The organism is Oceanococcus sp. HetDA_MAG_MS8 (genome assembly GCA_019192445.1).
GTDB lineage: Bacteria > Pseudomonadota > Gammaproteobacteria > Nevskiales > Oceanococcaceae > MS8.
On sequence record JAHCMK010000010.1, the window covers coordinates 73,110 to 97,652 of the forward strand.

General features: G+C 57.6%; 27 protein-coding genes. All 27 read right to left on the minus strand.

The genetic code is table 11. The features are described 5' to 3' along the window. Positions 1-31: 31 nt before the first annotated feature. Positions 32-868 carry a flagellar motor protein MotD gene (gene motD / locus KI787_14445; protein MBV6631152.1) on the minus strand — a complete coding sequence of 279 codons (837 nt, stop codon included), beginning with the start codon at positions 866-868 and terminating at the stop codon, positions 32-34. After that, positions 861-1,604, minus strand: coding sequence for a flagellar motor protein (locus tag KI787_14450; GenBank protein MBV6631153.1), 744 nt, complete (start codon positions 1,602-1,604; stop codon positions 861-863). Before KI787_14450 ends, motD begins: the two co-directional genes overlap by 8 nt. 17 nt (positions 1,605-1,621) lie before the next feature. Next, positions 1,622-3,646 (minus strand): chemotaxis protein CheA, encoded by a 2,025-nt coding sequence (locus tag KI787_14455; protein ID MBV6631154.1) that lies wholly within the window; start codon positions 3,644-3,646, stop codon positions 1,622-1,624. A gap of 3 nt (positions 3,647-3,649) precedes the next feature. Further along, a complete protein-coding gene (locus KI787_14460; protein MBV6631155.1) occupies positions 3,650-4,228 on the minus strand; it encodes a protein phosphatase CheZ in 579 nt (192 codons plus the stop codon). 3 nt (positions 4,229-4,231) lie between these two features. Beyond that, positions 4,232-4,624, minus strand: coding sequence for a chemotaxis response regulator CheY (locus KI787_14465; protein ID MBV6631156.1), 393 nt, complete (start codon positions 4,622-4,624; stop codon positions 4,232-4,234). Then, on the minus strand, positions 4,621-5,406 hold the full coding sequence (locus KI787_14470) for an RNA polymerase sigma factor FliA (protein MBV6631157.1): 786 nt from the start codon (positions 5,404-5,406) through the stop codon (positions 4,621-4,623). The genes KI787_14465 and KI787_14470 overlap by 4 nt, the downstream gene beginning before the upstream one ends. Further along, complete coding sequence (locus tag KI787_14475; GenBank protein ID MBV6631158.1) at positions 5,406-6,296, minus strand: MinD/ParA family protein; 891 nt, start codon at positions 6,294-6,296, stop codon at positions 5,406-5,408. The genes KI787_14470 and KI787_14475 overlap by 1 nt, the downstream gene beginning before the upstream one ends. Then, the gene (gene flhF / locus KI787_14480) at positions 6,283-7,473 is read right to left on the minus strand and encodes a flagellar biosynthesis protein FlhF (protein MBV6631159.1); all 1,191 of its coding nucleotides are present in this window, start codon (positions 7,471-7,473) and stop codon (positions 6,283-6,285) included. The genes KI787_14475 and flhF overlap by 14 nt, the downstream gene beginning before the upstream one ends. Beyond that, a complete protein-coding gene (flhA, locus tag KI787_14485) occupies positions 7,470-9,539 on the minus strand; it encodes a flagellar biosynthesis protein FlhA (GenBank protein ID MBV6631160.1) in 2,070 nt (689 codons plus the stop codon). The genes flhF and flhA overlap by 4 nt, the downstream gene beginning before the upstream one ends. 169 nt (positions 9,540-9,708) lie before the next feature. Continuing rightward, positions 9,709-10,857, minus strand: a complete 1,149-nt coding sequence (gene flhB, locus KI787_14490; GenBank protein MBV6631161.1) for a flagellar biosynthesis protein FlhB — start codon at positions 10,855-10,857, stop codon at positions 9,709-9,711. 4 nt (positions 10,858-10,861) lie between these two features. Beyond that, positions 10,862-11,626 (minus strand): flagellar biosynthetic protein FliR, encoded by a 765-nt coding sequence (fliR, locus tag KI787_14495; protein MBV6631162.1) that lies wholly within the window; start codon positions 11,624-11,626, stop codon positions 10,862-10,864. A gap of 3 nt (positions 11,627-11,629) precedes the next feature. Next, complete coding sequence (gene fliQ, locus KI787_14500; protein MBV6631163.1) at positions 11,630-11,902, minus strand: flagellar biosynthesis protein FliQ; 273 nt, start codon at positions 11,900-11,902, stop codon at positions 11,630-11,632. Then, entirely contained in the window at positions 11,899-12,636 is a 738-nt protein-coding gene (fliP, locus tag KI787_14505) for a flagellar type III secretion system pore protein FliP (GenBank protein MBV6631164.1), read from the minus strand. The genes fliQ and fliP overlap by 4 nt, the downstream gene beginning before the upstream one ends. Further along, the gene (locus tag KI787_14510) at positions 12,633-12,956 is read right to left on the minus strand and encodes a flagellar biosynthetic protein FliO (protein ID MBV6631165.1); all 324 of its coding nucleotides are present in this window, start codon (positions 12,954-12,956) and stop codon (positions 12,633-12,635) included. The genes fliP and KI787_14510 overlap by 4 nt, the downstream gene beginning before the upstream one ends. Positions 12,957-12,960: 4 nt before the next feature. Further along, positions 12,961-13,425: a flagellar motor switch protein FliN gene (fliN, locus tag KI787_14515; protein MBV6631166.1), complete on the minus strand. Its 465-nt coding sequence runs from the start codon at positions 13,423-13,425 to the stop codon at positions 12,961-12,963. 3 nt (positions 13,426-13,428) lie between these two features. Further along, a complete protein-coding gene (gene fliM / locus KI787_14520) occupies positions 13,429-14,427 on the minus strand; it encodes a flagellar motor switch protein FliM (protein MBV6631167.1) in 999 nt (332 codons plus the stop codon). 1 nt (position 14,428) lies between these two features. Next, positions 14,429-14,956 (minus strand): flagellar basal body-associated FliL family protein, encoded by a 528-nt coding sequence (locus KI787_14525; protein ID MBV6631168.1) that lies wholly within the window; start codon positions 14,954-14,956, stop codon positions 14,429-14,431. 67 nt (positions 14,957-15,023) lie between these two features. Next, on the minus strand, positions 15,024-15,899 hold the full coding sequence (locus KI787_14530; GenBank protein ID MBV6631169.1) for a flagellar hook-length control protein FliK: 876 nt from the start codon (positions 15,897-15,899) through the stop codon (positions 15,024-15,026). Positions 15,900-16,818: 919 nt separating this feature from the next. Continuing rightward, positions 16,819-17,238, minus strand: coding sequence for a flagellar FliJ family protein (locus KI787_14535; protein MBV6631170.1), 420 nt, complete (start codon positions 17,236-17,238; stop codon positions 16,819-16,821). Positions 17,239-17,262: 24 nt separating this feature from the next. After that, positions 17,263-18,648, minus strand: coding sequence for a FliI/YscN family ATPase (locus KI787_14540; GenBank protein ID MBV6631171.1), 1,386 nt, complete (start codon positions 18,646-18,648; stop codon positions 17,263-17,265). Next, the gene (locus KI787_14545) at positions 18,638-19,258 is read right to left on the minus strand and encodes a hypothetical protein (GenBank protein ID MBV6631172.1); all 621 of its coding nucleotides are present in this window, start codon (positions 19,256-19,258) and stop codon (positions 18,638-18,640) included. Before KI787_14545 ends, KI787_14540 begins: the two co-directional genes overlap by 11 nt. A 2-nt stretch (positions 19,259-19,260) precedes the next feature. Continuing rightward, the gene (gene fliG / locus KI787_14550; GenBank protein ID MBV6631173.1) at positions 19,261-20,271 is read right to left on the minus strand and encodes a flagellar motor switch protein FliG; all 1,011 of its coding nucleotides are present in this window, start codon (positions 20,269-20,271) and stop codon (positions 19,261-19,263) included. Continuing rightward, entirely contained in the window at positions 20,264-21,994 is a 1,731-nt protein-coding gene (gene fliF, locus KI787_14555) for a flagellar M-ring protein FliF (protein ID MBV6631174.1), read from the minus strand. Before fliF ends, fliG begins: the two co-directional genes overlap by 8 nt. Positions 21,995-22,011: 17 nt before the next feature. Next, a complete protein-coding gene (fliE, locus tag KI787_14560) occupies positions 22,012-22,341 on the minus strand; it encodes a flagellar hook-basal body complex protein FliE (GenBank protein MBV6631175.1) in 330 nt (109 codons plus the stop codon). 69 nt (positions 22,342-22,410) lie between these two features. Continuing rightward, on the minus strand, positions 22,411-23,799 hold the full coding sequence (locus KI787_14565; protein ID MBV6631176.1) for a sigma-54-dependent Fis family transcriptional regulator: 1,389 nt from the start codon (positions 23,797-23,799) through the stop codon (positions 22,411-22,413). Continuing rightward, positions 23,792-24,169 (minus strand): response regulator transcription factor, encoded by a 378-nt coding sequence (locus KI787_14570; protein MBV6631177.1) that lies wholly within the window; start codon positions 24,167-24,169, stop codon positions 23,792-23,794. The genes KI787_14565 and KI787_14570 overlap by 8 nt, the downstream gene beginning before the upstream one ends. Before the next feature lie 12 nt (positions 24,170-24,181). Next, the coding region (locus tag KI787_14575; protein ID MBV6631178.1) for a hypothetical protein at positions 24,182-24,543 on the minus strand (362 nt) is incomplete at its 5' end.

Sequence of the window (24,543 nt, forward strand, 5' to 3'; positions counted from 1 at the left end):
CGATTCATAGGGCGACACTCCGCTGAGGGGCTTACGGAGCTTTAAGGAGCTCAGACTCTAGTGCCGCTTGCACAATGATCAGAACGCGGCGATTACGATTTCGTCCTTCCTCCGTGCTATTGCTAGCCTCTGGACGATGTTCACCGTAGGCGCGAATGGTCAAGCGCTGAGGGTCAATGCCACTGTCTGCGAACAACCGCACTACGCGGCCAGCGCGACCGGCGGATAGCTCCCAGTTTGACGGAAAGCGCGAGGTGGCAATGGGGCGGTCATCCGTATGACCCTCAATCGTAATGGGTGCTTGATAGGGCGCCAAAATCTTGGCGACCTGAGCTAGGGCACTGTTGGCCTCTTTGGCAAGACTGGCCTGGCCACTCCCGAACAATAAATCCGAGCCTATGGCGACCTCTAACCCACGCTGGGTTTGTCGCAAGCGCACATCATCGCTGGCAATCAGCTCTGCTAAGGATTCCTCCATCTGCGCCGCAATGTCGCCGAGCACTTGCTGCGCTTTGGCCTTTTGATCCACAGCGCGCGCCACTTGCGCATCCACGGGGATAGGCAAGTGCACTTTTTGCTGCCGTAGCAGGTTTTGAGGCGCCTGATCCAGAGGCATTCGCGCGAGTCCACGCAAATTACTTTGATCCGCATGCGTGGCCATATTCAGTTGAATGGGCGTGGGGGCGCGGGGCGTCCCTCTGAAGGCGGCGACGATGGAGTCGGACAGAACTCGGTATTTACCCTCGTTGAGCGTGCTGGTGGCATACATCACAACAAAGAAGGCCAGCAGCAAAGTGATCAAATCCCCATAGGGAATGGCCCAGGCTTCATGGTTGACATGCTCTTCCACATGTTTGCGTCTAGCCATGCAAAAAAGCCTCTAGCTTGGACTGAATGTAGCGGGGATTTTCCCCTTCAGCGATGGCCACGAAGCCCTCTAGCTGAATGGTTTTATTGCGCACCTGGTCGGCGACAACGCTTTTGAGCTTGGCCGCAATGGGCAGGAAAAACAGGTTGGCAGATGCAATTCCATAGATGGTCGCCACAAAAGCCGCCGCAATACCGGTGCCCAGCTTGGACGGATCCGCCAGATTCTGCATCACTGCCATCAACCCCATGACGGCGCCAATGATGCCCAGCGTTGGCGCGTAGATACCAAGCCCTTCATACACCTTGGCGGCATTGATATAGGTGTGCTCATGGGTATCGATATCTGTTTCCAAAATGTCGCGAAGCACATCCGGCTCTACCCCATCAACCAGAAACTGCAGGCCCTTACGCACAAAGAGATCATTTTGCTTGGCAATTTGGGGTTCTAGGCCGAGCAGCCCCTCACGGCGAGCGACCTGACTCCAGTCCAAGATCCGGGCGATGGCCTGCTGAGGGTTCTCCTGCGGCGGCCGCAGCGTCCATTTGAAGACTTTGAGCGCTCGCAGCATCGTCTCGCCTGGGGTCTGTACACAGATGGACGCGAGGGTGCCCACCAGCACGATGACAAAGGCGGCCGGCGAAAGCAAAGCGCCGACTCCGCTGCCTTTGAGCATACTGCCGCCGATCACTGCCACCATGGCCAGGATCAACCCGGTGATGGTGAGTTTGTCCATGCTGAGTCACGCTCCCGCTAGGCGGCCATGCTATGTGGGGGACGCCTGGGTCCACCTTTAAGCAACCCGCCAGGGTCGACGACCAATGCGATGCGCCCATCACCTGTTACCGTTGCGCCAGAGAAGCACACAGCATCCGACAGACTGGTGTCCAAGGCCTTAATCACGACCTCTTCTCTGCCCATGACGCGAGCGCCGATTACCGCATAGCGCTGGGCTCCAGAGCGCATCACGATGCCATGGCCGTGACTACGACTATGCTCCGCTTCGCTGGGAACCCACAAACTGAGATCAAAGACCGGCAGGGGCTCATCATCGACCAGCATGACCTGCCGCCCATCCAATACGGTGAGACTATTCGGGCTGAGACGGCGCACATCCTCAACCGCCGATAGAGGCAGCGAGAATACTCGGCGCCCTACAGACACCATCAGGGTAGCCAGAATGGCCAAAGTCAGGGGTAAGCGTAGCTCGATGACCGAGCCTTCGCCGACCTCTGAACTCAAATTCACCTCACCGCCCATCTCCTCGATCTTAGTGCGCACTACATCCATGCCTACACCACGCCCGGAGACATCAGAGATAGTTTCGCGGGTGGAAAAGCCAGGTGCGAAGATAAGCTGTAAACAGGCCTGGGTATCCAGGGCAGCGGCTTGCTCCCCTGTGAGCAGCCCGCGTTCGATAGCTCTTGCCCGCAACTTGTTAGGGTCCATACCAGCGCCATCATCCTGCAGGGTGATTACGACATGATCCCCCTGCGCACGTGACCGCAGCCGTACCGTCCCATGTGGCGGCTTCCCTGCGGCTTTGCGATGCTCAGGGTCTTCGATGCCATGATCCACGGCATTGCGGACCAAATGAATCATCGGGTCGGACAAGGCCTCAACCACGTTTTTATCGAGTTCGGTTTCCGCGCCTTCCAGCTCTAGCTCAATCTGCTTACCAAGATTTCTCGCCAAGTCACGCACCATGCGTGGCAAGCGCGAGTACATCTTGGTGAGCGGTTGCATCCGAATGCGCATCACCGCTGTTTGCAGATCGGCTGTGACCCGATCCAGAGTCGTAATCGCTTTTTGACTGCTCCTATCGCTTTGCACCAGTAGTGCATTGCGTACCAAAACCAGTTCCCCTACCAAATCCATGACCGCATCCAGGCGTTTGGTGTCGACCCGTATGGAGGTTTCAACCGGTGGCGGCGCCACCGGCGGAGTAGCGCTGGCAGCGCGCGGCTTGCTTGGGGCCTCGGTCTCCAACAAGGTTGGCGCCGGCTTGGTGTCGGGTTCGCTCTGCAATACTGGCGGAGGACTCGGCTGAGCCGCCTGCTGGGGTTGGGGCTTGTCGGAGGGATCAGCAGATGTTGCTGGGGCCGAATCAATTCCATGAGCGGCGTCCAGCAGCGCCTCAAAGTCGAGCTCATCATCCGCTGAGCCCTTGGCGGCTGCCGAAGGCTGCTCAGCTTCTGGAGGCTGTGCAGCTGCTGGGGCCTGCGTCGGCGGCGCCTCAGAGATGCCATGGACTTGGTCCAGAATTGCTTCGAGATCGTCGTCCAGAGGCGTGCGCTGGGCGGACTCTGATTCCGGCTGTGCCGATGCCGTTGCGGCGCTAGGCTCGGCTGGGGCCTGCGCAGCTGGCTGATCAGCCGTGTCACCGGATTTACGCTGGGCAACGCCCGCAGAGGCCTGCCGCAGGCTCTGTAACAAAGCTTCTGAAGCTACAGGTATCTCGCTTCCGGCACGCAAGGCCCCCATTTGCGCCTCGAGTACGTCGATGGACTCACTGAGAACATCAATATCTTCCGGTATGGGGGATACCTCAGGGGCACGCAAGGCACTGCATAGGTCCTCGGCCACGTGACATAAGTTCACGATGGCGTCCAAACCTAAGAAGCCAGCACCGCCTTTGAGCGTGTGGAAGCTACGAAACAGGGCGTGAATTGCTCCAGGATCACCGTCGGCTTCAGCAAGGTCCATCAAAGACGGGCCTAAGCTCTCAGTAAGCTCAACCGACTCGGTCAGAAAGTCCTGTAGCAGCTCTTGATCCATGGCTTAAATTCCTAAGTCATCCAAGAGGGAATCCGCATCATCTTGCGACGCTGTATTTTTGGTCTGTAAACCCGCCACCTGCGGACCGGCCAATTTTGGTGCCGGGCTTGCATCGCCGTCCTGGGGCATGGCCACACCTGCCCGTTCCATGAGCGTTTCCAACCCGCCCTGCATGGTTTCCAAAATGCCATGCACACGCGAGATGATCTGACCGGATAAATCCTGGAAACCCTGGGCTTCAGCCAGAGATACGCACACTGTGGCAAGGCGCTGAGCACCGGCCTGCACCTCAGGGTCGGCGTGTTGTTTAAGCGCCCGCACCTCGACCTGCGCCTCTTCCACCAGATCTAAAGTCCGGTGAGCCGCTTGCTCCGAGATCTCAGCGACAGCCTGAAGTCGGCTGCGTGCATCTGGAAGGTCGGCGACGGCTCGTCGAAGTCGTCCATCATTATCCAGGCCCTGCAGCTCCTGAGCCAGATGAGAGGCCAGTTGCGCCAATCCTTGCACCAGTATTCCCTCGCGTTGTTCCGCTGTCGGTGCCTCCGATTCCCGACGACTCTGCGCCGCCTCCGTGCGCGCCATGATTTAAGCCGCTGCCTGCATACGAGCAGAGATCCGCTCGAGTTTTTCGGCCAAGGTGGCCGCTGTGAAGGGCTTGATGATGTAGCCAGACACGCCGGCTTGCGCAGCCTCAACAATCTGCTCTTTACTCGCCTCGGCGGTGACCATCAGCACCGGCAACTTGGCAAGCTTTTCATCGGCCCGAACAGCCTTGAGCAAATCGATGCCGGTCATACCGGGCATGTTCCAATCGGTGACCAAAAAGTCGAAATCGCCAGTTTTGAGCATAGGCAGGGCCGTCTGCCCATCGTCGGCCTCAGAAATTTTGGTGTAGCCCAACTCCCCCAGTAAGTTACGCACAATGCGACGCATGGTGGGGAAGTCGTCGACTACGAGGATGCGGGTATCAGGACTCATGAATAACTAACCTCCGTAGATGTGGTTGCTGGACCTCGCCTAGGCCCAGAACCTGGCGAGGATTCAACCTGCAATATTTCACGTAAACGCTTGAGAGCACGGGAATGAAGCTGACTGACGCGAGATTCCGTCACGCTGAGGACCTCGGCAATTTCACGCTGATGGAGCTCTTCCCGGTAATACAGCGAGAGCACCAATTGGTCGCGTTCAGGCAGCTGGCGGATACCTTCCGCTAGCTGCTGTTTACTTTGCATTTCAGTAATGAGTTGGTCAGGGCCAGCCTCACTACTGCGTAAATGGCGCGTTTGGCTGGAGCCCATCTCGTCCTCGGGCTCGGCATCTAAAGCGAGTAGCTGACAGCGCTGCCCATCAGACTCTAGCTGTTGCACTTCGGCCTGACTCATCTCTAAGGCTTCGGCCACTTCACGAATGCTTGGCGGACGGCCTAAGGACTGCTCCAGCTGCTGCCGAGCCTGGGCAAGACGACGCGATTGTCGATGCACTGAGCGGGGCGACCAATCGCCTCGGCGCAGTTCATCCAGCATGGCACCACGAATGCGGTAACCAGCAAAAGTTTCAAAACTGGCTTGGGAGTCGGCCTGATAGCTTTGCGCCGCTTCTAGCAGCCCACACATTCCGGACTGGAGTAAGTCATCCAGTTCAACTCCCGCAGGAAGCCTTGCCGCTAAATGCAGAGCAATACGCCGTACTAAGGGCGCATGAATGCGCGCTAGTTCGGCCGGGTCTTGTGCGGGCGCAGTTTCCCAAGCCACCGCCACCATTAGGCTGCTCCCACCATGGCGCGAGGGTCCACCTGAGCCAGGCTTTCCACAAAGAACTCAATATGGCCTCTAGGCGCATCGGGCAGCGGCCACTTCAAGACCTTTTCAGCAAGTTGATGAATGGCGCGAGCGGCTGGGGTTCCCGGCTGCCAGTCCACCAGCGTGCGTTGCTGCTGGATCGCCGCGCGGATTTGCTCATCAAAGGGAACGTAACCCGCGTAATGCAAACACACATCTAAGAAGCGATCTGTCACCCGCTGCAACTTTTCGAAGAGTAACTGCCCCTCGGCTACGGAGCGGGTTTGATTCGCAACCACCTCAAAATTACGGACCCGGTATTCGGTCGATAACACCTTAATGAGGGCGTAAGCATCGGTGATTGCCGCGGGCTCATCACAAACTACAACGAGCACAGAATGGGCCGCCTGAGCTAAAGCCAAAACATTGCCAGTGATACCCGCGGCGGTGTCGATAACCAGACAGTCCACTTCACCAGCGAACTCTGAGAATCCGTGAATAAGGCCAGTACGCATGGCATCACTCATCTCGGCCATACGGCGCTGGCCAGAGGGTGACGGCACAATGCGAAGTCCACTTTTGGTCTCGACTACGGTATCAATGAGCCTGGCCTTACCTTCCAGCACATGGCCCAGATGCAAGCGCGGGTGTAAGCCCAGCAATACATCCACGTTGGCCAAGCCAAAGTCGGCGTCAAAGAGCAGTACGCGCTGCCCCTTCATCTGTAAAGCCGTGGACAAGTTGATGGACAAAGTGGTTTTTCCCACCCCGCCCTTACCACTGGCTACCGCAATCACCCGAGCGCGCGAGGACTTCTGGCGCACGCCAACCAATTCTTGGGCTTGATGAGCCGCGCCTTTAGGCACAAGCATTGTGAACCTCCGTATCCTGGCCCGAATTGTCGTCCGGCGTGGCGGCCGCTACCGCATGTCCGATGATGGTGGCCGCGTTCCAACGATGCAGGTCCTGTGGGACCCGCTGCCCATCCGTCATCCAATACACTGGCAACTCCTGTTCAACCACCAGGGAAATCGCTGGACCCCATAAATGGGTTTCGTCCAGCTTCGTAAGAATCAGCCCAGCTGGCTGCGCTGTGGAGTAGCGTTGAAGCACCCTGCGACTCTCCAGAGGGTGAGTTGAGGCCTGCAAACACAGCAAAGTGCACAAGCCTGGAATCTGCGTGAGTAAGGGCAGTTGCTGCGCAAGCTCATGATCGCGTGGACCGATACCAGGGGTATCGATAATCAGCAGGTCGGGAGCATGGGTTTCGGCGACCACGGCGCGCAATCGATCGAAATCATCGATGACTTCAACCTGTGCCCCTAAGAGCCTGGCGAAACTTTGTAATTGCTCCCGGCCTCCAATGCGATAAGTATCGGTACAGACCAAACGCAAGCGCGCTTGTGGGAAACGCATGAGATGACGAGCAGCGATCTTTGCAGCCGTGGTTGTTTTACCCGCCCCGGTCGGACCAATTAAAGCGATGTGGTGAGACTCTTGATCGGTCAGGCGACGCTGAAGCCGCCGCACCACACTCGCACACAAGGATTTCTCATTCTCTTCGACGCCCAACATCTGTAACTCAGTTTGCAACCGGGTCACCAAACCGGGCTCCAAGCCAATGCGATGCAAGACATTGTTTTCCGTCATGCCGCCTTGGCCCTGGCCCTGCTGCGGCAGGCGATCGACCAGCAGCTCGCGCAATCTAGAGAGCTCCTGCTCGATACTCGCCACTCGATGGTCGGAATCGGGTGTACTCGATGATGCCGCCGGATCCGCTTGGGGAGAAGTCTGCTGCGAGGCCATGGCTAAGCGATACGGAGTAGCACCTGCATCGGCTGGCCCACGCTCTGGCTCCGGACTCTTCGCCCGTGGCGGCGGTTCCTGCGCTGGCGCCAGTAAGGCGGCGTCGTAATCGAGTGCGGCGATTACGCAGACCTGATCACCCAGGTTTTGGGTCGACAGAATCACCGCTTCCGCCCCGAGTTCATGCTGAACCTGGCGTAGGGCCGCCCGCATGTCCGGCGCTTCAAAGCGTTTGATTTTCATAGGGTGTTCACCACGCGCAATCTCTGGTTATCCGGAATCTCGTCGTAGGCCAGCACCTGCAATCCGGGGACCGCGCTCCGTAGCAAGCGTGCGAGTAGCTTGCGTAAGGCGCTTTGGACCAACAGGACCACCGGCTGAGCCTGGGCTTGCAATTGCTGGGCCTCGCGCTGCAATCGCTCTTGTAAGGAGTTCATCAGCCCCGGATCCAAGGCATTGTTTTGCACCGCATCGCTCAGGGTTCGCTCCAGACCTGCATCTAAAGTCAGTACCGGCAGCTCATTCTCTGGACCCACAATTTGCTGGGTAATCTGGCGCCCTAGATCGATTCTGAGTTGGGCTGTGAGAGCGTCGGGATCCTGGCTATGCGTGGCAAGGCCCGCTAACGACTCGGCGATGGTGCGCATATTGCGAATAGGTACGCCTTCAGAGAGCAAGTTACGTAGCACCCGAACCAGGACTGCCGTTGAAAGCGGCTTGGGCGTGAGGGCCTCTACCAACTTCGGCGCGTGCTCAGCCACGCGAGCAATCAACCGCTCCACCTCTTCATGACCCAGTAAGTCGGCCGCTTGGGCGGACATCACCTGCGACATATGGGTGGCGATGATGGTGGGCCCATCCACCACGGTATAACCTTGTGCCATGGCCCGATCATGCTGATCCGGCAGAATCCACCAGGCCTCTAATCCGAATACGGGATCTTTCACTGGCGTTCCAGGTAGGCTTCCCGTTGTGGAGCCTCCGGCCATGGCCAACTCCATTCCCGGTCTTAGCTCCCCCTGGGCCGCAGTGGTGCCATAAACGCGAATGCGGTAGGCCGAGGGACGAAGTTCCAGATCGTCACGAATATGCACAGCGGGAATCAGGAAACCCAGCTCTTGGGTCAGTTTCTTACGCACACCCTTCACGCGTCCCAGAAGGCTTCCGCCCTGGCTTTCATCCACTAAGCTGATCAGTCGGTAGCCCAGCTCTAGCACCAGAGGCTCATCCAGGGGAACATCTTTCCAACCCAGTTCTGCTGGGGCTTGTGGTTTTGCAGCCTCGGCTTGCTCTTCGGCCAGGGCCTGCTGCTCCTTACGCTGAGCCTTTTGCCGAAGCAGATAGGCAGCGCCGCCCATGGTTGATGCCAGAATCAAAAAGGGCAGATTCGGCATCCCCGGGATAATGCCAATAAAGCCCAAGATCCCCGCGGTAACCAGAAGAGCTTGCGGTGTCGCGAATAGCTGCGCCATCACCGTTTGGCTCATGTTCTGCGAGGAGCTCATCCGGGTGACGAGAATGGCCACCGCAATGGATAGCAATAGCGCCGGGATTTGTGCCACCAGACCGTCGCCAATGGTCAACAGACTGTAGGTCTCAGCGGCCTCACCCACCGGCAGGTCATGCTGCAAGGTGCCAATGAGGAGACCACCAATGAGGTTAATAAATAAGATCAGCAGGCCGGCAATGGCGTCCCCTCGGACAAACTTGCTGGCACCATCCATGGATCCGTAGAAGTCTGCCTCCTGTGCCACTTCTGCCCGCTTGACCCGCGCTTCGTCTGGCCCCATCAAACCGGCACCCAAGTCAGCGTCAATAGCCATCTGCTTGCCGGGCATCGCATCGAGGGTGAAGCGGGCACTCACTTCAGATATGCGCTCGGCCCCCTTCGTGACCACTACAAAGTTAATGATGGTCAAAATCACAAAGACCACTAGGCCAACTGCGTAATTGCCGCCAATAACGAAGGAACCGAAGGCTTCGATCACACGGCCAACAGCGCCCTCGCCGGCATGCCCGTTGAGCAAGACCACACGCGTACTGGCCACGTTCAAAGCCAGCCGCAGCAGGGTGACAACCAGAAGCACCGTCGGGAAGGCGGACAGCTCAAGGGGGCGCATGGCGTAGATCACGGCCAACAGAATCGCTACCGACAAGGCGATGTTGAAACTGAACAACAGGTCCAGTAGCCACGGCGCCATTGGGATCACCATCATGCCGATGATGAGTAGCAACAGTAGCGGTGCGCCAAGCTCCCCGCGGGCTAAGGTCTGTAGGGCCGAACTCCAAGTTGGTACCCGTGCTTCCATGAACCCCTACTTCCATCCTGCGCGTCAGAGATATGGCTGTTTTGCAATTGCAATGCCATGGAAGCCTGCTCCTCGCCAACGGTTAGCAGCATCGATGATGCTAAAGCGTTTGGCCCTGCACGCTGCCCGCCCTGTGGGATTACTGGGGTATTGCCTAGCGAAGCAGAAACTACTCTTCCTCGCTGCTTACATCGTCTACTGGATCCCAGGTCCAACCCTCCGGAATAGGTGGCTGCGGAACGGGCGGGGCCTGACCGGCGGTGCTACGACGCAACTGATAGACGTAGCTGAGGATCTGCGCAACCGCTAAATACAAAGCCTGAGGCACGCTTTGATCTACCTCCACAAAACGGTACAAGGCGCGTGCTAAGGGAGGGGCCTCGACCCGAGGAATCCCATTGTCTGCCGCAATCTGCCGAATAAGCTGCGCATCTGGGCCGCGCCCCTTGGCAATCAGTTGGGGGGCAGCCATTTCGTCCGCGTCATACTTCAGGGCAACCGAGAAATGCATAGGGTTACTCACAACCACATCCGCCTGTGGTACGCGCTCCTGCAAACGACGCTGGCTCATTTGATGCTGTAGCTGGCGTACCCGTTGCTTGATCTCTGGTCTGCCCTCACTTTCTTTGCGTTCGTCCTTGACCTCTTGCAGGGTCATTTTTAAGCGCTTGTGGTAATGCCAGGCCTGGAAGGGAGCATCAATCGCGGCGATGATCAACAACCCCGCACACAGACTTCCCAGGGCCACAATCACCACATGAGCGCCCAGCTTCGGCGCTTGTGGCCAGGCCAAGCGCCCTAGATTCAGCAGCTCTTGCCGATACAGGTAAAGGATTGCCGCCAGCAAACAGCCCAGCAATACAAACTTCGCCAAACCCTTGAGCAGCTCAGACAGCCCTTGCACAGAGACCATGCGTTTGAATCCACTTAAGGGGTTCAATCGCTTCAAATCTGGCACCCAGGCCTTGGTGGAAAAGTTCCAACCACCTAGCAGCAAACTACCGGCCAAGGCTCCGAGAATCGAGGCGATAAGCAAGGGCACCATCCAGCCGAGGCCCTGCAACAAGGTATGCCCCAGGATGTGTAGCAGATCCGCGCCCGCAACCTCTTGAGCTTCGAAGATAAGAGCCTGACGTAAGTCATTGCGGATATTGTCTATGGTCGCCGCTCCGGTCCCGACCATGGCAATCACCGAGGCCAAGGTAACCATCAAGGTCCCAGCCTCCCTAGAACGCGCTACCTGCCCTTTTTCCCGAGTTTCACGGATTCGTTTGGGAGTCGGTTCTTCTGTTTTTTGGGCGCTACTGTCCTCTGCCATTGGTCTAGCTCAGTAGATCGGCAATAAGCATGTAGCCAGCCTCCAGGCCGACTTGTACTTTTTCCACCAGTACCGGTGCCAGGATCACTAGCAGGCCCAAGCCTAAGAGCAATGCCGCCGGGAAGCCAACGGCGAGCAAATTCAAACTCGGCGCCGAACGGCTAATGACACCAAATCCAAGATTGACCAACAGCAAGGCGAACAAGGCCGGAAGAGCGACTTGTAATGCATGAATAAACATCCAGCCTGACCATTGCAAAATGCCGTCATTGAGCCAGAAAGCCAAACCTGGGCTCGGCGTCTCATAACTCCAAAGAAGCCACTGAAGCATGTACACATGGCCATTGAGGCTTAGAAAGACCAAGGTGGTAAAGACGCTGAAGAGTTGACCCAACACCGGCGCGGAGGTGCCGCGCAAGGGATCATTAAGTTGCGCAAAGCCCAACCCCATCGCCAGGCTCATCAACTCTGCACCCAGCAGCATGGCTTCAAACACCAAACGCAGTACAAAGCCAAGCAACATACCGATGGCCAGCTCAGACAGTGCAGCCATCCAGAATTGCGGACCATCCATAGCCGGCATGCTCAGGCCATCGCCGAGCGCCACCCAGACCAAAGCCGCGGTTGCAATGACCAACAACAAGCGAATGCGGTTCGGCAGCACCGCGCTGCCAAATACCGGCATGACCATCCACATGCCACCGACCCTTAAGCTGACCCATAGGCCCTCTTGCAGCAGGGGCATGCTCAGAATGAGGCCGCCTTCCATGGCCTAGCCACCAACGATTTGCGGGAAGCTCAGCATTAACCGACGAGTGAAGTCCACCAAATGCTCAAGCATCCAGCCTCCGGCCAAAAGCATGACCGCACCCATGGCCAGAAGCTTAGGAATAAAGGACAAGGTCATTTCGTTGACCTGAGTTGCCGCCTGGAATAAGCCAACAACAAGCCCCACTCCCAAGGCAACGAGCAACATGGGCGCCGACACCAAAAAGGTCAGCGTCATAGCCTGACGGAGTAGATCGATCACGTCGGCGCTGGTCATTGGAAACTCGCTGCCAAAGACCCCATCAGTAGGGTCCAGCCATCGACCAAGACAAACAACATGATCTTGAGCGGCAAAGAAATCAGCATCGGCGACAGCATCATCATGCCCATAGACATCAATACCGATGCCACGACCAAGTCGATGACGACAAAGGGCACAAAGAGCATGAACCCGATCTGAAAAGCGGTGGTCAATTCACTGAGCACAAAGGCGGGTAGTAGAACAGCAATAGGGACCTCATCCACACTGGCATAAGGACCATCACCAGCCATCTCCGCCAAACTTTGCAGGCTGGTTTCGCGCGTTTGCGCCAACATAAAACCGCGCATGGGCTGCAAAGCGGTATTCAAAGCCTCAGCTGGGCTCAAACTTCCGGCCGCATAAGGCTCCCAAGCCTCGGCATACACCTGTTCCAAAACCGGGCGCATGACGAACATGGCCAACATCAAAGCCAAGCCCAGCAGAATTTGATTAGAAGGCGTTTGCCCCGTGCCGAGGGCATGCCTTAACAAGCCCAGCACCACAATGATTCTTGTAAAGGCCGTGGTCATGAGTATGACGGCTGGCAACAGAGTAAGCGCGGTCATCACCAGCAAAAGCTGGATAGACAAAGAATACGTTCCTCCGCCGTCGGGCCCTGCCTGGAACTGGACTGCCGGCAGCCCGGTCGCTTCTTGTGCCCAGGACAGACTCGGAATAAGCAGCAGAACCAAGAGGCACAAGCGGATCATGAGCTTGCATTTCTTCTCGGCGATGAGGCCGGTGCGTGTGCAGAGCTGGTGAGCGCCTTCGCCGTCTGCGCATCCAATTTGGTGAGTAACTGCACACGACCAGGCGCCACCCCCAATGCCAAAGCCTCACCACCAAGATCAACGACCACCACTCGCTCTCGCGGGCCCACAGCAACGCTGGTCAGAATCCGCCCTGATGCTTTCGGTAATAGCTTTTGCAGTGCCGGCATGCGAGCCAGCCCTCGGGTTAACACCCAAAACGCAGCCAATAGACCGAATAAGACCAGGAGCATGCTGAGCATGGGCGTGACCGTGGACATGCTCTTAGCCTTCCTGCAGCTTGCGAATGCGCTCTGCCGGGCTCACCACATCCAGTAGGCGAACACCAAACTTTTCATTCACAACAACCACTTCACCGTGGGCAATCAAAGTCCCATTGACGAAGACATCCAAGGGTTGACCAGCCACACGATCCAACTCAACGACTGAACCTGGGTTGAGTTGCAGCAAATTGCGAATAGGCACACGGGAGCGACCCACTTCCATGGATAGGGTGATAGGGACGTCCAGAATCAGGTCCAGCTTCAGGTTCTTCCCATCCACCGTCGTGCCGCTGGGGGCACCACTCTGGCCTGCGTGCAATTCCGGAGGCTCATAGGACTGGTCCGCAACACCCTGCTCTGCATCACCTGCTTGTGCGGCCTGCTCTTGCTGCTTTTTCTCAAATTCGGCTTGCTCAGCCATGGCAGCCGCCATGTCCATATCAGCGTCTGTTTGCTCTTCACTCATGATTTACTCCGTTTCCCCAAACTGCGGCGGACTAGGCTCGGGACTAATAACCTGCTGAATCAGCACAGCGTTATGCCCCGCTGATACGCCAAACTGCCCTTTAAAGCGGGTCTGATTCTCGACCCGTATTTCCACCTCGGGCGGCCACTTGATGGGAATGATGTCGTCCTCAGTAAGGCTGAGCAGGTCGGCAATTGTGATGCGTGGCTCAGCGAGCACACCGCGCAGCTCCACCTCTGACTCACGCACGTGAGAGCGTAGGTTGTCGTCCCAGCGCTGGTCTCTATCGGTACGATCCGACTGAATGCCGTGAGAAAGCTGCTCCCGAATGGGCTCGATCATGCCGTAGGGCAAAGTGATGTGTAGCTCACCACTGGTGCCATCCAGATCGATGGTGAAGCGCGAGACCACAACAATTTCGGAGGGGCTAACAATAGTAGCGAGGTGAGGATTAAGCTCAGATTGGATGTACTCCAGATCCAAGGGCATGATGGGCCGCCACGCTTCTTTGAGATCTTCGAAGGCTGCGTCTACCAAGATCCGGATAACCCGCATTTCCGTGGCCGTAAACTCGCGGCCTTCAATGCGCGTGTTAAAACGGCCGTCACCTCCAAAGAAGCGATCTACAACCCCAAACACCAGCTTTGGCTCCATCAACAGCAGAGCCGTCCCGCGCAGTGGCTTGGCGCGAAACAGGTTGAGGTTGGTCGGTACATACAAGCGATGCATGTAATCGCTGTATTTCATCGACTCCAGACCCGCAAAGCTAATCTCTGGGTTGCGCCTTAAAATATTGAATAAGGTGACGCGAAACTGGCGGGCAAACCTTTCCCCAACCATTTCCAGGCTGGGCAAGCGGCCGCGAACAATTCGGTCCTGACCACCAAAATGGAAAGTCCGCACACCCTCCGTGTCGGTTTCCTCTTCGGTCTCGACCTCACCGGTGTCGACACCATCAAGGAGGGCGTCGATCTCGTCCTGACTGAGCAGGTCGTGGCTCATCTTATTGAACCACCAAACTGGTGAAGTACACCTCTTCTATGGGCTCTGCGATTCCAGTGCGGTCTAGGAGTAGTTTGTTGATGTCTTGACGCATGTCTTGCAACGTCTGGTCTTTGCCTTGTTGCGTCAAAAGATCGGCGAAGCGGCGTGAAGTCAATGTCAAGAGAAGCGCATGACGGATGGCCGGCATATGCTCTTCCACCTTCATCGGCACCTCAGGATCGCGTGTCATGAGGTCGACTTCGGCTTGTACGAAGCGCAGCACGTCGCTATCAGAAAGGTTAGACACAAAGGCCGGGCGCAGCTCAATGTAATGGGGAGCCAGTTTGGCTGGCGTCTCCTCCGCGCCATCCAGCGCGCCTTCCTCCGCAACCTGCTTATCCAAAACCAGAAATTTGTAGGCGGCGGCGCCCCCGCCACCGAGCAACAACAGCAGCGCTAATAAAATAAACAGGCCCTTGCGGGACTTCTTAGGCTTTGCAGCCGCCTGTGTTTCGGTGTCCTTATCAGCCACTGGAGCAATTCCCATGAAGTACATCCGCGGGCGGCAAGTGTTGTGCCGCCGCAAATGTTCATCCAGTCAAAGCCCGCTGATATCAGGCGTAGAGGTGTAATCCCGCGCTAGAAACGGCTGCGATATGCCCTGCTGGCGACGTATCTTTGTCGGCGCCGTCCGACGCTGCCTCAGCAAGGCCTTGTCCTTCGCCGGATTCTTGGCGTCGCGTACTGTCCCGCTGCTCTTGGCTACTGCAGCTAAAGTGACTCAAACTCATTCCCTGGTTGTGCAGCTTCTCACGCAGCTCAGAACTTTGCGCCAATAACAAATCTCGTGCGGAAGAATTTTCGGCCTGCATTCGTAATTCCAAGCTACCGTCACTGAGTTGCCGCAGCTCTAGTTCCATATGCCCCAGATGCTCCGGGGCCAAAACAACTTTGAGCGCTTGTTCGCCCGCTTGCCGGAGCTGAACAAGCTCCTGGCCCAGCTGCGCCGGCCAGTTCGCATCCTGCATGTTGATGGTGGTCTGAGCACTCAGACCAGTCAGTGGGGCAGATAACCCCAGCATAGCTACCGATGATGTGGGTGCAGTGCTTAGTGGGCCAATAGGCGTAAGTACTCCATTCGGTGATGACTCAGTGATCGAAATCCCGCTGAGATGAGGCTCGAAGGCTGGGCCCAAAGACATGTCCAAAACCCCAGGGTCAGCGCTTGCTTGTTGTCCCAACTCAGCCGCAGCAATTGTTTTGGGCATCACTGCATCTGGCACTTCCTGTGACGCAAACCCCATAACGGCTTTGGCGGTCTTCTGTGATGAGATTTCGCCGGAACCGTGGCCGTGACTCAGCGCCGCTTGCCCCGCCGCTGATGCTGCCGATGGTGCGGTCAATTGGCTGGCTTGGAGCGCCAAATCTTGCAGGCTCGGCGGATTCATCGCTCTGCCTTCTACGGAGCCAACCTGTTTTGCAGTCAGCATGGGACTGGCGACTGCTGTAGTTGAATCGACTGGACCACTGGCTCTCGCTCCAGCTAATCCACTCTTGGTGACAGCTTCCACTACTCGCTCTGTCGAAGCTCGCTGAGCCTGTGACGCAGGCCCTGCCCCAAGTGCTTGCGTCTGGCCCGCCAATAAGGTCGGCTTTTCGATTGCTGCAGCTAGCTCTTGATGGCCTGCAGAGCGTCCTTGCAAACCGTTCCGCGCCACGGGTAATGCTGCATCCGCCTGCGCTCGTGTCTCAGCTAAGTCCACCTCGCCAGGCTGTCCGGCGCCTAAAGCAGGCTGCACACCCCGACTTGGGGCATTCTCGATTGGCGGGCTCAGTAAAGACGGCTGAGACTGCGATGCAGACTTGGGAGCGAGGGTAGATGCACTTAAGGCTGAGCTCAGAGGAGGGGTTGCTCCCTCTGCTTGTTTTATGTGCGGTGTGTTGGCCGCGGGGGGCTCGGCGCTGGGGAGTGCTTGGGGGTCGACCAAGTCACTAGCATGCGGTGTCGCTGCTGTTTTGCCAGACACAGCAGGCCTTGGCACCTCCAAGTTTGGTTTTACCCGTGACACCTGAGCTGGAATGTCGATGTCTCGGCGCCCATCCTGAGTCAGCAGCTTGGTTGCCATTGGCATGGCCTCGCCTGTGTCGACGGCGCCCCTCTGCACTGAAGCGGATACGGGTGAAGGGGTGACCGATTCGGGCAATGCTTGCTCAGCATCCACGGGTTGTCCCTGGTCATTCGATACTTGAGCCTGGGATGTTGGGACCTGGGCTTGTTGGCTCTGGACATCTGCTTGGAGCAGAGCACCAAAAGTGTCCGTTTCCAAGCCCGCAGATTCTTCGCCAAGCTTTGCAGCGGAGCTGCGCGCCTTCGCCCCCGCTCCTACCTCCAGCTTGGCGCCTGTAGTGTTAAGCAAAGCGTCCATGGCGAGCACTGCTGAAGTCGTCGAGTTGGCGCTCCTCGCTACGCAGCTGCTGCGCCGCTCGCAGTGTTTGCTCACGTGCCGTGAGCTTACGTGCGATGAGGGTTTGCTGATGTCGGTGCCGGAGTGCTTCGCGTTGCTCTTCCGTAATCTGATCCTGCGCCTTTAACTGGGATCGTCCACTGCGTAGGGCAAAGTCTAAGCGCGCCCCAAACTGTTGCCGCATACGCAGCGTCGCAGGGTCAATCGCACCGCTGGTCTGCATAGTTTGTTGGGCTTGGTGCAATTGTGTTTGCAGCTGCTGCATCCGAGATAAGCGATCTTGCCCTTGCTGCCAGACCTGCTGTGCGGCCTGACGCTCTTGCTCGCGCAGATGCGTCAGCGCCCTTAAGGTTCTTTTGTTCACCGTCCCAATCCTTCGCTGCAATGCTTAGGCAGTGGGCTGCAAGTCGTGGTCCATGACGCTACTGACCAATGCGTGGAGCTCAGAACGCGCTTGCTGCAGGCTGCAAGCCTCAGTCGGCCCTTGGCGTAAAAAGTCCTCAATGGACTGCAGATGCGCCAAAGCCCGGTCAGTGCGCTGGTCGGACCCGGCCTTATAAGCACCAATAGCGATAAGCTCCTGATTTCTGCGCCAAGCAGATATCAGAGCGCGCAGCTCCCGCGCGTCATGTTGTTGCTCCGGGGTCTGAACAACGTTCGCCAAGCGGCTCACCGACTTTTCCACATCAATGGCCGGATACATGCCGGCGTCTGCGAGATCGCGAGACAACACAATGTGCCCATCCAGAATGGCGCGGGCATGATCACCAACCGGGTCGTTCAAATCGTCGCCTTCGACCAAAACGGTATATATGGCGCTGATTGAACCACGCCCAGATTCAGCGTTACCGGCGCGTTCAATGAGCTGTGGTAGGTGTGTGAACACTGAAGGGGGGTAACCGCGTGTTGTCGGTGGTTCACCTACAGCCAAGCCAATTTCCCGTTGCGCCTGAGCGAAACGGGTGAGCGAGTCCATAAGCAGCAATACCTGAGCCCCATCGTCGCGAAAACCCTCGGCAATAGCAGTGGCCATATAGGCGGCGCGAACACGAGTGAGCGGAGGCGAATCGGCAGGAGCGGCCACAACCACGGCATTCTTCAGGCCTTCCTCCCCCAAGGTATGCTGCACGAACTCCTGTACTTCACGGCCGCGCTCACCGATAAGCGCAACCACAGTGACCTCCGCCGAGGTATGTCGGGTCATCATGCCCAGCAAGCTACTCTTGCCCACACCGGCACCAGCGAAGAGGCCAATACGCTGTCCGCGGGCCAAACTGAGTACGGCGTTGATGCTGCGCACGCCCACATCCAGTGGCTGATCCACCGGCGCTCGCAGCAAGGGGTTAATAGGTGGTACACGGAGCTGACCATGGCGAATGCCACGCAGACGTCCTAACTGATCCAGAGGATGCCCGTCCGCATTGAGAACCCGCCCCAGCAAGCCCTGACCTTGAGGCACCTCAGCGCGTCTTGCCGCAGGTGTCACACGGGCGCCAGGCTGCAAGTGAGCTGTCGCACCGCGGGGCATCAAATAGATTTTATCGGCTTCGAATCCGACCACCTCGGCATCAACGGGGGAACCATGACCCGTGTCCAGTTCACAGGAGGTGCCCAAAGCGACCGGACATCCGCGCGCTTCCAGAGTCAGTCCCACAACCCGGGTCAAGGTACCCGCAGTGACCAAACCACTGGACATACCAGTACGGGCTCCACGCGCCGCAATGCCATCGGCAAAACGGGCGTTGCGCCGCTCTCGAGCCGGATTACTGTCCATCGAGCATATCTGCGGCGAGGCGCTCCACGCGCTGACTCAAACGCCCATCAATTTGGGCATCATCCTGAGTTACGATGACATCTGCAGGCTGTAAATCCGCATTAGGGTGCAAACGCCACAGAGGGTCGAGATTTTGAACCTGCAAAAGTCGTGCGTGATCCTGCGGATGCAACTGGATGTCCACCGGCGCTTCCAGACTTCCCAGATGACTGACGACTCGGTGCACCAGCTGCCTGAGAGTCTCGGCCTCGGCCTCCACGACCTGACCCACCATTCGTCGTGCCAATGTCAGAGCAAGATTGACTAAAGAGCGCTCAACTTCGGTGTCCAGCTCTGCCAGGGGGCGCACCATCTGTGCTGCGATCAACCTTAAGCTGTCCAGGTCCTGCTGCGCATCGCGTAGACCAGCTTCACGACCCTCGTTATAGCCAGCCTGGCGGGCTTGCTCACAAATGGCCTCAATTTCAGCAGCGGTTGGCGGCTTGGGTCCTTCGGGCTCTTTGCTCTGCTCTTTTTCAGCAGCCTGATCCAAATCGGGAAGAGTCCAGGGCTGCGCCTCGACTCCATGCCAAATAGCGTCAGAGCGATTGTCATTACCTGAGAATGACATGCTCAGACCATCTCATCGCTGCTTCCGCCCAGGGAAATATCCCCAGCATCAGCCAAGCGCTTGGCGGCCGCGAGAATTTCTTTCTGCGCAGCATCGACTTCGGCCAGCTTCACTGGTCCTTTGGCTTCCATATCATCGCGCAGCATTTCAGCCGCTCTGGAGGACATGTTGCGGAAGAATTTCTCTTGTAAGCCTTCGGATGCCCCGCGCAATGCAACCACCAGAAGATCGTTATTGATCTCACGCAATAGCGTTTGCATGGAGCGATCGTCCATCTCATTCAGATTGTCGAAGACGAACATTAACTCTTCGATGCGTTCGCTCAAGCCCTCATCCTTCTCCCGAATTAGCTCCATCAGAGCCTGCTCAGAGGCAGTATCCAGCTCGTTCAGAATACTCGCGGCCGACTTCAGCCCACCCACGCTAGAGGCTTTGGACCCCGAACTGCCATTGAACTGACGCTCAATAATCTCGTCCAGTTCCATCAAGGCCCGGGCCTGTATGCCATCCAAGGAGGCAATCCGCATAACAACATCGGCCCTGTCCCGGGCAGGCAGCAAAGGCAAAACTTCAGCCGATTGGTCCGGATCCAAATAGGACAACACAATCGCAATAATTTGCGGATGCTCGCCGCGAATCAGGTCCGCGATGCCTCTGGCATCCATCCACTTCAAGGACTCCAGCCCCTTGGCGTTCTTCCCGATGAGAATACGGTCAATGATTCGGCCGGCCTTGTCTTCGCCCAGGGCCGATACCAGCATATTCTTGATGTATTCATCCGAGCCCACGCCCAAAGAGGTCTGCTCGCCCCAGTCCTTCACAAAGGTTTGGATAACGGCCTCGGCTTTCTCTCGGGTCACCGCGGTCATGCTCGCCATCGCGCTGCCAAGCTTCTGGACCTCTTTAGCATCCAGATGCTTGAGGACGCTGGCCGCAGGCTCTTCACCCAAGGACAGCAATAAGATTGCGGCTCGCTCGGGCCCAGATATTTCGGGGACTTGAACCTCACTCACTGGCTAACCACCCTTTGACGACTTGGGCCACCTTGGCCGGGTCCTGCGTCACGGCCTGGCGCACGGAGCCCAATTTATCTTCAAACATCATTCCTGGAGTGATGGCATTGGGGTCCATGAACTCGCCTTGCTGGGCAGCAACATTTTGGCCATCCGCTCCAGTCTGCGGACCCACACCAAGCTGGGCGGCAACTTGCGCTTGGGTCAGGGCATTGGGCGCTGCGCCCTGCGCTCCAGGCGCTCCTGCCGGCGCTGGGAGTGCTTCAGAGTTTTCCACCGCGAGGGTCGTTCCCGTCGAGCGTCCTAAAGCGGGTTGGTCCGCGGTTTTGAGCACCGTTGCAATCGCCGGCTTGAACAGTCGGAAGGCGACGAACAACAGAACCAATAATCCTAGAAGCTGCCGGCCTAAATCCCACACCATGGGATCTTCCCAGAGAGGCACATCAGCAACGGGGTCGAGCTCTGGAGCCTGGAAGCGCAGATTCTGTACGTTGACGGAATCACCACGCTCCGCGGAAAACCCGATAGCCTCACGAACCAAGGCCTCGATTCGTTCCATCTTTTCCGCGTCCAGCGCATCGCGCACACCCTCTTCCCCAGTGGGTAGGTGATCAACCACTACGGCAGCACTAATACGCCGAATCTGTCCGGGCTGGCGCCAGGTCTGCTCCACCACACGATTAATTTCGTAATTCCGTGTGGCCTGCAGTGAGCGCATCTCTGGAGCTGCAGAGTCTGGCTCTGCTGCCACCACTTCTTCAGGCGGGCGGTTGCTGAGTGCCCCCGGAACACCACCCGTGGCGGAGCCACCACCGCGCTCCTCCATTGTCTGTTCGGAACGAATGGTCCGTGACTGAGGGTCATAAACCTCGCGGGTTTGTTCTGAGCGGGACAGATCCAAATCCACGGTCACCTGAGCGCTGACATTGCCCGGCCCGGCTAAGGGCTGCAGCAACTGCAGGATACGCTGCACGTACCGCTGCTCGAGGCGGTCCTGATAGGCCAGCTGCTCGGTGTCCATACCCTGCCCCGCGGCAGTCGTTGGACGGCTCAATAAGGTGCCGCGTTGATCCACCACGCTCACCCGATCATCGCTCAATGCCGGAACACTGGATGACACCAAGTGGACAATGGCGGCAACCTGACCACCGTCCAGCTCGCGCCCTGGGTACAGAGATAACATCACTGCAGCCGAAGCCTTTTGCTCGCTACGGACAAAAGCGCTGCGACGCGGCGTTGCCAAATGAACACGCGCCGAACGAATGGACTGCATGTTAGCAATGGTACGTGCGAGCTCGGTCTCTAAGGCATGCTGGTAGCGGGCGTTCTCCATAAATGGGCTAGAGCCCAGGGCGCCAGTATCCTGCATAGACTCGAAACCAACACCGGCCGCTCTTGGTAAGCCCTCCGCAGCCATAGCCAGACGTAACTCATGGACTTGCGCTGAAGGAACCAGGACCGTGCCATTTGCTGCCGTTTCATAGCGTACGCCGCGGCTCTCCAGGGCCTGTGCCACGCTCATTTCATCGGCTGTGGTCAACCCGCTAAACAGCGGGGCCAGCCCCGGAGTTTGCGACCAAAACCACATGGTGATGCCGATGGCAATGGCAAGCGCAATACCCACCAAGCTCAGAATTTGGCGCGTACCCGGGTGCCCCAGGACGCGGCGTAAATTCTGCGCCAGCGTGGGTGCGGGCGTGGGAGCGGTATCGGCAGCAGCCATCGTGATCTACGCCGACCTTAGACCGGCATATTCATGATGTCTTGGTAAGCAGACACCAAGCGATTACGAACCTCAGCCAAGGTCTTGAAAGATACGCTGGCTTTATTTAGGGCCAACATCACATCCGCAACCTCCACATCGGGATTACCCTGCACAAAGGCGGTGCTGAGATCCTTGGCCTCCGACTGTTTATCGTTCACCGCGTTCAAGGCGTCGCTCAACGCCGCCTGAAAATCCACGGACTCAGACGAGTCCGTGGACTTATCAGCGGCCGGCGCAATCTCACCGCTGCGTGCCTGAAGGGCTCGCAGCTGGGTTAGAACACCATCTACACCTTGCATACTCATAGCAAACTGCCTCTATGCGGAATCTGTGCCACGGCACATGACTTGCTGTGCCAACTTAACGACACCTGCTCATCCGTGCGCCTGAGCACTTTGCGGACGATGAATTTGGTACTTGCGGAGCTTTTCAACCAGCGTGGTTCGGCGCAGCTTGAGCAGGTTGGCCGCATGAGCAACGACGCCATCACTGGCATCCAAAGCCTGTTCGATCAACCGACTTTCGATCTGCCGAATATGTTCGCGCAGGTCTAAACCCTCTTCAGGCAACTGCTCGGCGCCGGCCTCCATGGGCCTGATTAAGGCGCCGGCCCCTTCTCGAGCACGGTGCCGATAACGTTCCGGCAACATATCCATGCTCACGGTCTGATTAGGATGCAACACCGCCAATCGTTCTATCAGATTGGATAGCTCGCGAACATTGCCCGGCCAGAAGTATTCCTGCAGGCACGCAATGGTATCCGGCGCCAATTCCACGCCGCCTCGGCCTTTATCCTCGAGCAGCTCGCGAAACTCCTGGATGAGTTCAGGGAGGTCTGCTGCGCGTTCACGCAAGGCGGGCATTTCGATGGGGAACACATTCAAGCGGTAGTACAAATCTTCGCGGAATTTGCCCTCGGCAATGCGCTCCTCGAGATCACGATGGGTGGCCGCAACAATACGCACATCACAGTGGCGGGTTTGGTTACTCCCAACCCGCTCGAAGCTACGCTCCTGCAACACCCGCAGCAGTTTCACCTGCATGGGCAAACTCATGTCGCCTATTTCGTCCAGAAAGAGGGTTCCGCCTTCGGCTAGTTCAAAGCGCCCTTGACGGGTACTGATGGCCCCGGTGAAAGCGCCTTTTTCATGGCCGAAAAGCTCGCTTTCCAGCAGCTCCGCCGGGATTGCGCCGCAGTTCACTGCCACAAAAGGCAAGGAGTTGCGGGATGACTGAGCATGAATAGCCCGCGCCACGACTTCTTTACCCGTGCCTGACTCGCCGGTTATTAATACCGAAGTGTCATAACCCGCTACCTGTTCAATCATGTGACGCACGCGGCGGATGGCAGGTGTTTCACCACTAGGACCAAGTGCAGGAGCATCAGTCCCGCTTTGTGCGTGGAGGTGGCGGATGCTGATACGCCGCAAAATTTCCGTGAGTTGGGATTGCTGAACTGGGTAGGCCAGCTGCCACACATCCGTGGGATCAAAGCTCAGCGTATCCTCACCGTACTCCGGCAAAAGCAAAGCCGGCGCGTGCTTAGGGTCAGAGGTCCACCACTGCGCAAAATCATGACTGCCCCCCAGGGGCAGTTGACCCAGAACAACCGCGAGTGCGTCACGCGGCCGAATATCGCTGGCCTGGGCAGCAGCGAGATCCTCAAATACGCAGGGCGTGAAGTCCAGAAAGTGGAGAATTGCACCGATTTCGCGGGCCCGGTCTTCATCTTGGTCAATGACGACAATCCGTGATTCAGACATGGGTGCCTCCAGCCATGGTGTGCACCAGGTCGGCGACAGCCGGCAGAAAATCCACCTTATTAATGAAGTGCTCAGCCCCAGCCTTGATCGCGTGTGAGCGGTGCTCGGCATCGCCGTAAATACTCACCAGGGCCACCACCGGAGCGTCGTCCTGGGCCTTGATCAAACGCGTTGCCTGTACACCTCCCATGCGGGGCATGGCGATGTCACACAAAAGCAGGTCTGGGCGATGCTCTTCACATAGGCGTACGGCTTCTTCGCCGTCACCACCCATGGCAATCAGTTCTACCTCGTCTAATTCGGACAACAGCACCTGTGCCAGGCGCCGAAAATCGGCATGGTCGTCGACTAGAATCGTTCTTATCGTCATCAGTTCACCCTCTTAGGCGGCAGGTCGACAACCCGCCTGAGAGCTTCCCAGGCTGCGGTTATGAGGGGCTGGGCGAGCGTGCATTTTCCGCGCAGCCATACGTTCTTTGGATGAGCGAATGCCGAGGGCTTCGCGATACTTGGCAATGGTTCGCCGCGCAATAGAAATTCCGCGGCGCGCCAGAATGTCGGCAATATCCACGTCTCTGAGCGGAGCTTCTGCGGGCTCGGCATCCACAAGCCGCCGAATCAAAGCTTTAACCGAGGCGCCAGAGGCGTTAACCCCTTCCGCTGTTTGGAGCTGGCTGGGGAAGAAATGCTTCAGGGAGTAAGTGCCGCGTGGTGTCTGCACATATTTAGAACTGGTGATGCGCG

Bases quoted from the DNA above. Each gene is read 5' to 3' on its own strand.
- motD (MBV6631152.1), bottom strand. From the start codon at position 868: ATGGCTAGACGCAAACATGTGGAAGAGCATGTCAACCATGAAGCCTGG.
- KI787_14450 (MBV6631153.1), bottom strand. From the start codon at position 1,604: ATGGACAAACTCACCATCACCGGGTTGATCCTGGCCATGGTGGCAGTG.
- KI787_14455 (MBV6631154.1), bottom strand. From the start codon at position 3,646: ATGGATCAAGAGCTGCTACAGGACTTTCTGACCGAGTCGGTTGAGCTT.
- KI787_14460 (MBV6631155.1), bottom strand. From the start codon at position 4,228: ATGGCGCGCACGGAGGCGGCGCAGAGTCGTCGGGAATCGGAGGCACCG.
- KI787_14465 (MBV6631156.1), bottom strand. From the start codon at position 4,624: ATGAGTCCTGATACCCGCATCCTCGTAGTCGACGACTTCCCCACCATG.
- KI787_14470 (MBV6631157.1), bottom strand. From the start codon at position 5,406: ATGGTGGCGGTGGCTTGGGAAACTGCGCCCGCACAAGACCCGGCCGAA.
- KI787_14475 (MBV6631158.1), bottom strand. From the start codon at position 6,296: ATGCTTGTGCCTAAAGGCGCGGCTCATCAAGCCCAAGAATTGGTTGGC.
- flhF (MBV6631159.1), bottom strand. From the start codon at position 7,473: ATGAAAATCAAACGCTTTGAAGCGCCGGACATGCGGGCGGCCCTACGC.
- flhA (MBV6631160.1), bottom strand. From the start codon at position 9,539: ATGGAAGCACGGGTACCAACTTGGAGTTCGGCCCTACAGACCTTAGCC.
- flhB (MBV6631161.1), bottom strand. From the start codon at position 10,857: ATGGCAGAGGACAGTAGCGCCCAAAAAACAGAAGAACCGACTCCCAAA.
- fliR (MBV6631162.1), bottom strand. From the start codon at position 11,626: ATGGAAGGCGGCCTCATTCTGAGCATGCCCCTGCTGCAAGAGGGCCTA.
- fliQ (MBV6631163.1), bottom strand. From the start codon at position 11,902: ATGACCAGCGCCGACGTGATCGATCTACTCCGTCAGGCTATGACGCTG.
- fliP (MBV6631164.1), bottom strand. From the start codon at position 12,636: ATGATCCGCTTGTGCCTCTTGGTTCTGCTGCTTATTCCGAGTCTGTCC.
- KI787_14510 (MBV6631165.1), bottom strand. From the start codon at position 12,956: ATGTCCACGGTCACGCCCATGCTCAGCATGCTCCTGGTCTTATTCGGT.
- fliN (MBV6631166.1), bottom strand. From the start codon at position 13,425: ATGAGTGAAGAGCAAACAGACGCTGATATGGACATGGCGGCTGCCATG.
- fliM (MBV6631167.1), bottom strand. From the start codon at position 14,427: ATGAGCCACGACCTGCTCAGTCAGGACGAGATCGACGCCCTCCTTGAT.
- KI787_14525 (MBV6631168.1), bottom strand. From the start codon at position 14,956: ATGGGAATTGCTCCAGTGGCTGATAAGGACACCGAAACACAGGCGGCT.
- KI787_14530 (MBV6631169.1), bottom strand. From the start codon at position 15,899: ATGCTGACTGCAAAACAGGTTGGCTCCGTAGAAGGCAGAGCGATGAAT.
- KI787_14540 (MBV6631171.1), bottom strand. From the start codon at position 18,648: ATGGACAGTAATCCGGCTCGAGAGCGGCGCAACGCCCGTTTTGCCGAT.
- KI787_14545 (MBV6631172.1), bottom strand. From the start codon at position 19,258: ATGTCATTCTCAGGTAATGACAATCGCTCTGACGCTATTTGGCATGGA.
- fliF (MBV6631174.1), bottom strand. From the start codon at position 21,994: ATGGCTGCTGCCGATACCGCTCCCACGCCCGCACCCACGCTGGCGCAG.
- fliE (MBV6631175.1), bottom strand. From the start codon at position 22,341: ATGAGTATGCAAGGTGTAGATGGTGTTCTAACCCAGCTGCGAGCCCTT.
- KI787_14565 (MBV6631176.1), bottom strand. From the start codon at position 23,799: ATGTCTGAATCACGGATTGTCGTCATTGACCAAGATGAAGACCGGGCC.
- KI787_14570 (MBV6631177.1), bottom strand. From the start codon at position 24,169: ATGACGATAAGAACGATTCTAGTCGACGACCATGCCGATTTTCGGCGC.